Source organism: Bacteroidia bacterium (assembly GCA_019695265.1).
GTDB lineage: Bacteria > Bacteroidota > Bacteroidia > JAIBAJ01 > JAIBAJ01 > JAIBAJ01.
On record JAIBAJ010000109.1, the window covers coordinates 1 to 11959 of the forward strand.

General features: G+C 42.3%; 10 protein-coding genes. 3 read left to right on the forward strand and 7 right to left on the reverse strand.

Annotated elements, in window-relative coordinates; all coding sequences use genetic code 11:
- The first annotated feature begins 344 nt into the window (after positions 1 to 344).
- Positions 345 to 1484 (forward strand): acyl-CoA dehydrogenase, encoded by a 1140-nt coding sequence (locus K1X82_12890; GenBank protein MBX7183001.1) that lies wholly within the window; start codon positions 345 to 347, stop codon positions 1482 to 1484.
- Positions 1485 to 1541: 57 nt separating this feature from the next.
- On the forward strand, positions 1542 to 1736 hold the full coding sequence (rpsU, locus tag K1X82_12895; GenBank protein ID MBX7183002.1) for a 30S ribosomal protein S21: 195 nt from the start codon (positions 1542 to 1544) through the stop codon (positions 1734 to 1736).
- Between the two features lie 351 nt (positions 1737 to 2087).
- Here rpsU and K1X82_12900 read toward each other — a convergent pair whose 3' ends face one another.
- Positions 2088 to 3389: a DNA photolyase family protein gene (locus K1X82_12900; GenBank protein ID MBX7183003.1), complete on the reverse strand. Its 1302-nt coding sequence runs from the start codon at positions 3387 to 3389 to the stop codon at positions 2088 to 2090.
- Between the two features lie 66 nt (positions 3390 to 3455).
- Complete coding sequence (locus K1X82_12905) at positions 3456 to 5033, reverse strand: M28 family peptidase (protein MBX7183004.1); 1578 nt, start codon at positions 5031 to 5033, stop codon at positions 3456 to 3458.
- Between the two features lie 622 nt (positions 5034 to 5655).
- Between K1X82_12905 and K1X82_12910 the strand changes: the two genes are divergently transcribed.
- Positions 5656 to 6957, forward strand: a complete 1302-nt coding sequence (locus tag K1X82_12910) for an SGNH/GDSL hydrolase family protein (protein MBX7183005.1) — start codon at positions 5656 to 5658, stop codon at positions 6955 to 6957.
- 10 nt (positions 6958 to 6967) lie between these two features.
- On the opposite strand, the gene K1X82_12915 is transcribed toward K1X82_12910, so the two are convergent.
- The 5 genes from K1X82_12915 to K1X82_12935 all read right to left on the reverse strand — a co-directional run.
- Positions 6968 to 7399, reverse strand: coding sequence for a dCMP deaminase family protein (locus tag K1X82_12915; protein ID MBX7183006.1), 432 nt, complete (start codon positions 7397 to 7399; stop codon positions 6968 to 6970).
- A 42-nt stretch (positions 7400 to 7441) separates the two neighbouring features.
- On the reverse strand, positions 7442 to 10312 hold the full coding sequence (locus K1X82_12920; GenBank protein ID MBX7183007.1) for a TonB-dependent receptor: 2871 nt from the start codon (positions 10310 to 10312) through the stop codon (positions 7442 to 7444).
- A gap of 164 nt (positions 10313 to 10476) precedes the next feature.
- A complete protein-coding gene (locus tag K1X82_12925) occupies positions 10477 to 11052 on the reverse strand; it encodes a phosphoribosylglycinamide formyltransferase (protein ID MBX7183008.1) in 576 nt (191 codons plus the stop codon).
- 4 nt (positions 11053 to 11056) lie between these two features.
- A complete protein-coding gene (locus K1X82_12930; protein MBX7183009.1) occupies positions 11057 to 11473 on the reverse strand; it encodes a RidA family protein in 417 nt (138 codons plus the stop codon).
- Between the two features lie 178 nt (positions 11474 to 11651).
- Positions 11652 to 11959 (reverse strand): hypothetical protein (locus tag K1X82_12935; protein MBX7183010.1); only part of this gene is annotated, 308 nt, incomplete at its 5' end.

Sequence of the window (11959 nt, forward strand, 5' to 3'; positions counted from 1 at the left end):
TAGTAATCCCTCACTCTCCGCCAAACAAAAAAAACCAGCCCGGAGGGTTGGTTTTTTTATTTCCAACCCGAACCAAGCCCGCCAGGGCTTGAGTGAGGAGTGGAAATAAAAAAACCAAGCGAGGCCACGAGCAGGTTTTTTTGTTTGATGCCTCCCCAAAACGGGTTCACGTAGTAATCCCTCACTCTCCGCCAAACAAAAAAAACCAGCCCGAAGGGTTGGCATTTAATTGAATAGCGTGCTGGCTGTATTTCACCCAAAATAGGGATTAAAGAAATAAACCTTGCAATGAATTTGCATCATTCCTTAGGATTTCTACCTTTGCCCATCAAATAAAAAGACACATGAACTTCGCTCAAAACGAAAACCAAGAAATGATTGCCAAGATGGTGAGGGATTTTGCTGAAAAAAACATCAGACCTCGTTTAATGGAATGGGATGAAAGTCAGGAATTTCCGGTAGAAGTTTTTAAAAAATTGGGTGAATTAGGCTTGATGGGAGTTTTGGTTCCGACTGAATACGGAGGATCAGGCTTTGGGTATTTGGAATATGTAACAGCTATCAGCGAATTGGCTAAGGTTTGTGGTTCTATAGGCTTATCTATGGCGGCACACAACTCGTTGTGTACCGGACATATTTTGCAATTCGGAAATGAAGAGCAAAAGAAAAAATACCTTCCTAAATTAGCGACAGGAGAATGGATTGGTGCCTGGGGTTTAACCGAGTCAAACACGGGAAGTGATGCTATGCGAATGAAGGTTGTAGCCACGAAGGACGGAGATCATTGGGTTTTAAATGGAGCAAAAAACTGGATTACCCATGGTATTACCGGAAATGTAGCTGTAGTTTTAGCCAGAACAGGCGAATTATTGGATTCACATGGAATTACCGCTTTCATTGTTGAACGAGGTACTCCAGGATTTAAGGCCGGAAAGAAAGAAAATAAACTAGGTATGCGGGCATCGGAAACCGCGGAAATGATTTTTGAAAATTGCCGGGTTCATGAAAGTCAGGTAATGGGAAAAGTTGGCGATGGTTTTATTCAGGCCATGAAGGTGTTGGATGGTGGTAGAATCTCCATTGCTGCCTTGTCGTTAGGTATCGCCAAAGGAGCTTATGAAGCGGCCTTGAAATACTCCAAAGAAAGAGAACAATTTGGACAGCCAATTGCTAATTTCCAAGCAATTGCTTTTAAACTTGCCGATATGGCTACCGAAATTGAAGCGGCAGAATTGCTTACCTTCCAGGCAGCCGACTTAAAAAACAGAGGTTTAAAAATGACTACACAGGCAGCTATGGCTAAATACTATGCCTCCGAAGTTTCAGTAAGAGTAAGTACAGAAGCTGTTCAAATCTTTGGTGGCTATGGTTATACCAAAGACTTTCCGGTGGAGAAGTTTTACAGAGATAGTAAGCTTTGTACCATCGGTGAAGGCACCTCTGAAATACAAAAACTGGTAATTGGAAAACAAATTCTACAATAATAGTTGTTGGAAAGAAAATATTGTTATCTTTGCACCCCTTAAAATTTAAATCAGACGATGATTGTTGTTCAAATTAAAGAAGGCGAAAGCATTGAAAAAGCCTTAAAGAAGTACAAGAAGAAATTCGAAAAAACCGGTGTTGTTAAACAATTACGTGCACGCCAGTCTTTCACTAAACCTTGTATCCGCGCTCGTCAAACTCGCCTTAAAGCAGTTTACGTTCAGGCAACCTACCGCACCGAGCAAGCTTAATTAGCTTCTCGAGGTATCTACATATCTTCAAGCCTTGTTTGGAAAACACTTCCGAACGAGGCTTTTTTGTTTATCAGTTTCCTCTATACTTTGAGTGACGAGTTGGCGGTATACGGATTGGATGATGTATTTTTGAAAGCTAAACCATTCTAAACTAAACCCGATAGAGACAAATAGCTTTGCGGTTCTAAATATAATGGCCAAGCACTTCCAATTGAACCTAAACCAAACCAACGAAGTAGCACAAAACCGCAAACTATAGGCGATAGCGGGACTGAAGATTGGCAGAGGCACGGAAGATTGTTTTCTAAAAATTATACCAATTTTAATTTATAAATAGTCCAATCGGTATTATTCTTCCGCTCCTAGAGCTTGTTTATAGGTTTTCAAGGCTCTTTCGCGGGCGAATTTATGATCGACTATGGGTCTGGAATAGCTTAATTCGTCCACTTCCTTGACCCATTTTCGGATATAACGACCTTCTGCATCGAACTTTTTAGTTTGCTCTTCCGGATTAAAAACGCGAAAATACGGGGCGGCATCACAACCCGAACCTGCTGCCCACTGCCAGCCACCGTTGTTAGAAGCCAGCTCAAAATCGAGCAATTTTTCAGCGAAATAGGCCTCACCCCAGCGCCAATCGATGAGTAAATGTTTAGTCAAAAAACTGGCTACCACCATCCTCACCCGGTTATGCATGAAGCCGGTTTCATTAAGCTGACGCATGCCTGCATCCACAATGGGATAACCTGTTTTACCCTGGCACCAACGTTCAAAATCGGCCGGATTGTTGCGCCAGGCAATGCGGTCATAAGCCGGCTTAAAGGAATTGCCAACCACATGCGGGAAATGCCAAAGTATCATCATATAAAAATCTCTCCAAATCAACTCATTTAACCAAATTTCGCTTTTTTCACGGGCCAGGCTTGCCAATTGCCGAATGCTGACTGTACCAAACCTCAGGTGAATGCTGACACGACTGGTAGCGGGCAAAAAAGGATAGTCGCGATATTGTCCATAACGCTGCAAAAGAGTGTCGGAAATGTCGTAATTTAACTCACCCAGTCCGGTGCTTTCAAACCCAATGGATTCAAGACTTGGGAAAGGAAAAGGGTTGTGCTTTTGGAGGTTTTGTAGGTAATTGGAAACCGGATACGGACGCAGGTAAAAGGCATTTAACTTGGCTTTCCACTTACGGGAATAAGGAGTAAAAACCGTGTAAGGCTTACCATCGTCCTTTAACACTTCGTCTTTTTCGAAAATGCACTGGTCTTTGAAGGTGTAAAAGGCCGATTGTTTGGATAGCAACCAACTACCAATCTGTTGATCCCGTTGAAGGGCGTAAGGTTCATAATCGTGGTTGGTAAAAACGGCGCTTGGTTTCCATTCTTCCCAAATAAGCGGCCAAAGTTCAGTGGGATTACCGTGATAAATACGTAAAGAAGCTCCGTGGTTCCGATAGGCTTGATCTAACTTTTGCAAACTACGGTGTATGAATTCAACCCGTTTATCCTGTTTGGGTAGCTTATCCAGGATAGTGGTATCGAAAATAAAAATGGGCTGAACCGGATTACCGGAACGCAAAGCATGGTAAAGGCCGGCATTGTCGTCGAGACGAAGGTCGCGGCGATGCCAGAAAAGTGTTGTTGACATGGTAGTACAAAAATACTATTTCTGCTTAACCAAGCCTGAATTGGAAATAGAAGGCTGAATAAATTACTATTTTTCTAAAACCAACTTCTTAACCAAGGTTTTAGAATCGGCCATCAGAGCGATAAAATAGCTACCGGTGGGGAGGCTGCTCAAATCCAATTCAGCTTTAGCTGCCGGGATAGACTTTTGCCAAACTACTTTTCCGCCAGTATCAAAAACCTCCACCATTACTTTAGAGCTAAAGCAAGTTCCGAGGTCGATATGTAATTTACCATGATTGGGATTGGGGAACAAATTAACCGGGCAATTCATGCTGGCTTTGGGAATGCTGCTAGGGAAAATATCGGCATCAGCGTAGGAGGAATGTTGAATTCCGGCTAAGGTGGCAATGGTTGCTACAGTTCCCTTTACAATATTAGCCATAAATCCGAAATTCAGTTTACCCAAGGTATCGTTAATGGTATGGTAATCGAGGTTTCTGAAATTAGCTCCATCGGTAAGCATAATTGCCGGGGCATTGATATCCCAGAAATTGGCATGATCGCTTCGGCGGAAATCGGGAGCAATGAGTCCGTTTCCGGGCAGGGTAAGGGAAATCACTTTTAGATTTGGGACATAGATTCGGGTCAAAGAATCGTAGGCTAATTCAAACTCTTCCGATTCGGTGTCGCCCACATTAACCACGAAATTTCCACGGAAGCTATCTGCCTGCAAGGTAGCATACTGGTTAGGAAACAAGAAGTTAAAGCCGGTTGGAACCTGTTGTGCATTGGGTGTTTCAGAATAATAACCAATCATTTCGTAGTTGGCCACCCCTTTTATTTCTTCCCATACAGGAATTTGACTAGAGGTATATTGCAAACTACCATAGGTGCCAATAACACCCACACTTTCTTCGAAATCGAACCCTATGAATCGGATGGACCGGGTAAATTGGTAAGGAGCTAAAACGCGGAGTACTTCAAGAAATCCAACCACACCGGAGCCATTGTCATCGGCACCCGGACCATCTTCAACCGAATCAAAGTGGGCATCCACATAATAGGTTTTTGCTTCTTCGCCAAGTCCAGGTTTACGACCCAAGATGTTATGTCCTATATATCCGCCGGTGCTAGGACGTTCGAATGCTTGTCGTTCGGTTTGTAGCCCTGCCTGTTGGAAACGGGATTCAATGGTATCTTTCATTGCTTCGAGGTGGGTAGGATTAGCCTGGTAGTGACGAATTCCGGCAGTTAGCATAGTTAAATCGTTGCGAAGGCGGTTGCTATCCACAGCGTCAACCAATTCCTGAATAGAAGGTACCTGACGGTCGTCGGCAATGACCCGAACGGAATAAGCATAAATGTTGGAAATGGTATCGAACTGCCAGGTTATAAGTTTATTGTTTCCGGGGCTGATGGGAAAACCCAGGTCTCCGCTGGAGTTACCGGTTTGTACTACAAAATAATTTCCACCATCGTTGGAGAATTCAATTTTAATATCCAGGTCGTCATTTTCCGCATCACTTACATCAAAGGTAATATTGGCATAGTTGGCATTAAATGGAACATCTACATGTAAATTGGAGATGACAGGAGCTTGGTTTTGAGCGAACAAAAAAGTTGGACAAACCAAAAAACTAAGGATAAGAACTGGGTTTTTCATTAATTTCAGGAAGAGGCTGAAAGGTAAAAAAAGTTTTGAATACGAAAAACAGAAATGGAAACCGGCAAGGAAGTGTTTATACCGAATGGACATTATGTTTAGTCCAATTTTATGTATTAATTTTATTTGAAAAAATTGGCCTAACATTCTGTATCCTCGGTACTTACCAATCTAAATTTATAAATTGCCTTTGGACTATTTATAAATTAAAATTGGTATTACATAATGTTCTCTCGGTAAAGAATATCTTGAAATCCATCCTATCACTTGTCTCATAACCTAGTTTAAACTTTCTTATAACAATTTTGGGTTAAAATGCCATGAATTCCTTGCTGAAACCCGGTAGATACGATTAAAAGTTGGTATAGTATCAAAACTACGAGGTTGTGCATCGGGCAACGATAGAGGCAAGTAGCCCACAGGACACCGACGGCGTTAGCCTAGGGGGACGAGGACTACAGCCGATAGCGTGACCTGAACGCCCGTGCAGGTTGTTTGGGGCTTAATTAAAAACCGGTTGGGCGGAAGGGGCCCGCATACTAATTATTTAAAAAACTTGTCGTTTCCTACTGTATGACTTTTTCCGCATAGCCTAATTTAAATTTGGTTTTATCTTTGAGGAATGGGTGCAAGGTCAACTAATCTTCTCAAAGGATTTACCATACTCGGGTTAGCCTTGTTGATATCCATGGCTATGGCAGAAGCCGTTCTTCGTTTGGCATTCCATATCCGACCCGGTGAATATTGGGATTCTCAATGGATTCATGCGGTGGATACTTTAAAGGTACTACGTGGTTACTATGCCGATGAACAAGGTATCTTTAAAATTGCACCGGAGGTAAGGCAACGCGCCGATTCCATTCTTAAAAACAGGGTGGCAAGACGAGATTTTAACTCACCTCTTCCAATACCACCCAATTACGAAGGCGGACTAGCCTATCTACCCCAAGAAAACCTAGATGTGTTTTCCGGAAAATCTAAAAGCGACCTGGCAAAACGCTTACGTTCCATTTTGCAAAACAAGCCTCAGAATTGTTTCGACACCCTGCTGCTTGACTACCTGTATCATCCGGTGAACAAGCATGGATTTCGCAGCATAGCCTTTTCACCCCTCCCAACCGATCAAACACGGGTAATGTTGCTGGGCGATTCTTACACCTGGGGACAATCAGCAGAAGATTTAACCCGGTGCTTTGCCGACCAGCTGCTGGCTGACGGTTTTGCCGTTTACAATTTTGGTATACCCGGGGCTGATCCTGCCCAATACCTTGCCATTGCCAAAACCTATATTCCCATTATTAAACCCGATGTAATTATTGTAAATGTATATGGCGGAAATGATATCTTTTACTATCACCGTGAGCCACAACCGGGAGTTCCCTTGTTTTACTTTACCAATGCAGGATGTATTCTGAACCAACCCTTGCACCGCTATTTTAATTCTCCGGAAATAGCTCTTGACTTTGCCTTAAAAACCACTTTTATCCCAAAACGAACCTGGTTTGACAAATGCTGCAGTCTCAGTTCTATCGGAACCTTGCTGTGGAAATTCTGTGCAAAAATGGAATGGGTTAATATTGCTTCTCTGGAATACGAAGAATACCACCGGGAAGCCGCCTCGGTAAAACTAAAAGAACCTGCTGTAAACCGCGAATACCAAGCCATTCAAAATCTGGCGAAACAGACAGGAGCCCTTTGCCTGGTTTCTTTCATTCCGGAAGTAAAAATGATGACAGGACTAACCAGTCCCGATAATTACAAAGGTCTAAACCTGGGACCGGACCTACTGATAGAACAAAAACTGGAATTAGCCGACTACAACATTCCCCAACAACACTTCAATGATGCCGGACACCAAAAATATGCTCACTTTTTACGTAAAGAATTAGAAAAGCGGAAGAAATCACCCAATAAAAACAAATAAGCAATCGCTATCAGGCTTTTAAAAAGTACTTCTCCACTCCTACCCCAAACTTCCGAAGAAACTCCACCCCTTCATCAACTTCCAAACCTTTGTACTCAGCATAAGAATTTAGGAAATATACCTTTTTTATTCCCATAGTGTAAATGGTTCGGGCACAAGACAAACATGGCGAAAGTGTTACATACAAGGTAGCACCTTCTAAATTCACCTTGTTTTTTGCAGCATACAAAATAGCATTCTCTTCCGCATGCAAAGCCAACGAACAACTTCCTTTGCGATCCCTGGCACAACCTTGTCCGGGCCATTCCTGATCACAATTATGGGTTCCGGCCGGTGGACCATTGTATCCCAGCGATACAATTCGGGTATCCTTAGACAATACCGCACCTACCTTAATTTTTACACAATGGGATTTTTGGGCCAAATTCTGGGCCAAATCCATGTAAATATCATCAAAACTGGGACGTTCTACTTGTAACAAAACTTATTTCTTTTTCTTCTTAAACATTTCAGGACCCAAATCAACCAACACACTGAAGTAAACCAATCGGCCAACATACGGTCCACCAAAAACTTGCAATTGCTTATTATCGAACATTTTGCCAACACGCTCACCAAAGTTTAGGTGATTGTTGCGGAAATACGGCACAATACCAAACAGATTGGAAGCTCCCAATTTAAAGGTGCAATAGAACTTGGCAACTTTGTAGTTTACTTGAGCATCGACCATATCGTAAGTTGGAATTTCGCCAGTAAACTGAGGTGAACCTTCGAAACGGAAACCTTGAATCCATTTGTAGTTAATATTGAATCCGAAGTTCTTGATTTCACGACCACTGAACGATAAGTTGAACTTATGTTTTGGGGTATTAAAGGCCGGAATCAAAGGATCCGAACTGCCATTCCTATCCAATACATTCCAGGAGTAATTTCCGCCAATGCTGTATTGCTTAAAGAAATAATTTATTCCTAAGCTGGCACCATAAGTAAACACCACATCCTCTGAATTGGCTGCAATTCGAAATGCCTGAATGGAAATGGGTTGTCCATTCTTATCCAATTCAGATTCCAATCCAATTTTATACCCGATAAAATCCTTGTACCAACTGTAATAAGCGGAACCATCAATATACACATGATTCCACAAAGTGGCCCGATATCCCAACTCAAAGGTTTTTACCTTCTCCGGACGAATCGGACTTACATTAAAATACTCCAGACTGTCCTTGGCTTGTGTTCCGGCACCGGCAAGCAGAAAATTATTGTAAGAATCTACCGTAACCAGGGAATCGTATCCATTGATGTTTCCTAACAAAATAGCTCGCCCAACATTGTAATACAAATACTGGTCGGCCAAGGTAGGATTACGAATACCGGCCGAAAAAGAAAAACGAATGGTATGATTCACATAAGGGTTATAAACGGCTGAAACAGCAGGTGAAAACAAATAATTGAAGTTTTGGTTCTTATCCATGCGGATGGTTCCGTTTAACTTCAACTTCTCCTTGGCTATTTTCTTTTCCAAACCTAAATAAACCCCAAACTGATAATTGGTTATTTTCCGGTAATCATAAACCGTATCGGTTGGGTTGCCATTTGCATCCGTATTTATTTTGCTTACCTGCAGGGTATCGCTAAATATGGTTCCGTGCGACATAGGTGTATACAATCTTCCTTCGGCCCCCAGGGTAATATCAATCCAATCGCCCGGTTTCATCTTGTATTCTCCATGCACATGGTATAATGCTGATTTGTCAAACAACCGTGCACCGCGGTAAGGACCATTAAAATAAGTACTTTTAATTTTGTTGTATGCCGAGTCAAACCGGGCAGTTCCGGGTTGAAAAAATGCATAAGTTCCTTTGATTGGGTTAGCACTATCGGCTACCGCCCTGGCCCAATCGTGGTACATTAACAAGGAATCACGGTAACCGGCCATAATGGCTTGGGCCAGCGTGGTATCAAACGGATTTCCCGGACTTAATGTTGGGAAACCGGGATAACCTTTAATCCGCGGAGAAATTTTTTGTGCCCAAAACGTGGCATAATCAACACTGTAGTTAAAGTTGTTCTTGGCCGAATCCTGCAAGGCAAAAGCCGTTGAAACCGCGTCAAAACTATTTCCGGCATCCTCGTTGGTAGCATAAAACCGAACAAAGAATTTTCCTTCCTGTTTCACCTCCAGTTTGTTCTGGAAAAACAAGATATCTTTGAGGTTGTAACGGTTATCGCCCTGGTAAACCGTGGTTCCATATCCGAAGTTGGAAGCTGCAATTACCTCTATTTTCTCGGTTGGCTTAAAATGCAAGGCAACATTGGCTTTCAGGTTCTTGGTATTATAATCTACCAAATCCTTTTCCCAATATCCGGTGCGGTGGAAAATATACAAACCGGGATAATTAAATTGGTTGCTCCTCGAACTGTAATTATTGTATTGACTGGTTAGGTTTTCATCGCCATAACGGTTAACTGCATCGTAACCTCCGGGGTTGTCTTTACCTACCATGCTATTGATGGTTGGGTCAGCATTGGTAGCCTCCCAGTCGTATGCCTGAAACCAAAACAAGTTCAATTTATAACCAAATACATCTCTTCCACTTTTATTCTGAACCGATTGGGCCCAACGAAAGGCCGTTTCCAACAAATTTCGCTCGCCCACTTTCATCTGAAATTGCAATCCGGGCTGGGTAAACGGACTTTTTGTTGTCATGCTGATAACCCCATTAAATGCATTTGGACCATAAAAGGCTGAACTGGCACCCACTATCAAATCAGCTTTTATTACATCCAGTTCCGAGGCTCCCAAAAAGTTCCCTAGCGAAAAGTTCAATCCCGGACTTTGGTTATCAACACCATCAATGATTTGCAACGACCTTACCGGCGAAGTACTATTAAAGCCTCTGGTATTAATTACTTTAAACCCTAAACTGGCCGAGGTTAAATCCACTCCTTTCAAATTTCCCAATCCTTCATAAAAATTGGCGGCAGGGGTTTCCTTGATGGAAATCAAATCCATACTTTCCACAGTCAGAGGAGCTTGTTTTTGCTTCTCCGAAATTCTCGATTCATAAACCACCACATCCTTCAAAATGGTTTCATTGGTCTTCATACTAACCTTAATTGGAGCGGAGGCGTCCTTCACTTCCAAATCTTGTGGCGTATAGCCAATAAATGAAAACGTTAAGGTAATCGGTAATTTCCGATCCAGTTTCAATTCAAAGTTACCATCCAGGTCGGTAACCGTACCCACTGTAGTACCTTTAATTACAACGGTTGCGCCAATTAAGGCTTCCCCATTTTTATCATCCTTAATGGTCCCCTTCAAAACTTGCTGGGCAAAACCTGCCCCCCCCATCCAACATAGAAAAAGGGTAATTAAAATTCGTCTAAAATTCATATTTACAGTTAAACAGGTGGCGAAAATGTGAAAAATTTTTCAGATTATGGTCTGCAATATAGGAATAAGAAATGTAAAATGGTCCTATCGGATTAAATTCAGGGAACAGAAAACAGGTAAATTCAGGCTTTATCTTCTGCAAAATATGACGCTACTACCCCGGGAAAATGAAGGTGTTCAAGCTGTTGCACCTTCCCGGCTATGGCTTCGGCAGTGTCCGTTTCCAAAACCTCGCAACTTGCCTGAAAAACAATTTTACCCTGGTCATACACCTCATTAACCTCATGGATAGTAATTCCGGTAATCCTATCGCCCGAATTTTTCACCGCTTCATGAACATGCATGCCATACATTCCTTTTCCTCCAAATTTGGGTAATAAGGCCGGATGTATATTGAGTATCCGACCCGGAAAAGCCTGTACCAAAAATGCCGGAATTTTTAGTAGAAACCCGGCAAGCACAATTCCTTCTATTTCAAACGACTTCAGTAAATCCAATACGATGGATTCATTTACCCAATCGGGCTTGGGCAACACCCGGGTTGGAATACCCAACTTCTCTGCCTTTTCAAGCACTCCGGCGTTCTCCTTATTACTCACCACCAATCCAATTCTAAGCGTAGGATGCGACTCCAGGTAAGCAATAATTTGTTGCGCATTACTTCCATTTCCGGAAGCAAAAATGGCCAGCTTTTTCAATCGATTACAGTTCGGCTATTACTTTCAGTTCAATGGCAATGGGAGTGGGCAAACTCTTTATTTCCAAGGTGGTTCGGCAAGGTGGATTTTCTTTAAAATACTGAGCCCAAAGCCGATTATAGCTTGGAAAATCATCTTTCATATTGGTTAAAAATACCGTAACATCAATTATTTTATCCCAACTACTTCCCGATTCTTCCAAAATGGTTCTAACATTTTTAAACACCGAGTGGCATTCAGCCTCAATATCATACTTCACAATTCGTCCTTGTTCATCCAGTTCAAGTCCGGGAATAGCATTGGTACCTGCTTCCCGAGGCCCAACTCCGGAAAGAAACAAAAGATTACCAACACGTTTGGCGTGAGGATACAATCCAACCGGTTTCGGAGCGCGGTCGGTAGAAATGGAATGATTTGACATAGTGGGACAAAAATATTGGAAAATGGCAGTTGTTATTCACTTTTTTGATGAATTATGCGGGCCCCCTTCGCCCAACTAAATTTCAACAACAAATCCGGGGTTTCTGCACCGGGCTTCGGGTCACGCTATCGGCTGTAGTCCTCGTCCCCCTAGGCTAAAGCCGTAGGGGTCCTGTGGGCTACTTGCCTCTATCGTTGCCCGATGGTGCATGCCCATTCTGAATTGATCTGTCCGACTTGGCAGGAATATCCCATAGCATTTCCACGTGGCATTTCAAACAGCCATTTACCATACCATGTAAAGAATGCAAAAAACACCCATACCTTTTAGAATAACAAATCCAGTTGAATTTTTCCAGAAAAATTGGTCTAATATGCTGTATCCCAGGATTTACCAATCCGGAATTATAAATAATAATGGATATAGTAGATACAGTAAACCGTTGGATTAGAAATAATACTTTGAGGTTGCACCCTCGGGCAACGA

What these genes read in the sequence shown, in the direction of transcription:
- K1X82_12890 (MBX7183001.1), top strand. Translation starts at nt 345, where the DNA reads ATGAACTTCGCTCAAAACGAAAACCAAGAAATGATTGCCAAGATGGTG.
- rpsU (MBX7183002.1), top strand. Translation starts at nt 1,542, where the DNA reads ATGATTGTTGTTCAAATTAAAGAAGGCGAAAGCATTGAAAAAGCCTTA.
- K1X82_12900 (MBX7183003.1), bottom strand. Translation starts at nt 3,389, where the DNA reads ATGTCAACAACACTTTTCTGGCATCGCCGCGACCTTCGTCTCGACGAC.
- K1X82_12905 (MBX7183004.1), bottom strand. Translation starts at nt 5,033, where the DNA reads ATGAAAAACCCAGTTCTTATCCTTAGTTTTTTGGTTTGTCCAACTTTT.
- K1X82_12910 (MBX7183005.1), top strand. Translation starts at nt 5,656, where the DNA reads ATGGGTGCAAGGTCAACTAATCTTCTCAAAGGATTTACCATACTCGGG.
- K1X82_12915 (MBX7183006.1), bottom strand. Translation starts at nt 7,399, where the DNA reads ATGGATTTGGCCCAGAATTTGGCCCAAAAATCCCATTGTGTAAAAATT.
- K1X82_12920 (MBX7183007.1), bottom strand. Translation starts at nt 10,312, where the DNA reads ATGGGGGGGGCAGGTTTTGCCCAGCAAGTTTTGAAGGGGACCATTAAG.
- K1X82_12930 (MBX7183009.1), bottom strand. Translation starts at nt 11,473, where the DNA reads ATGTCAAATCATTCCATTTCTACCGACCGCGCTCCGAAACCGGTTGGA.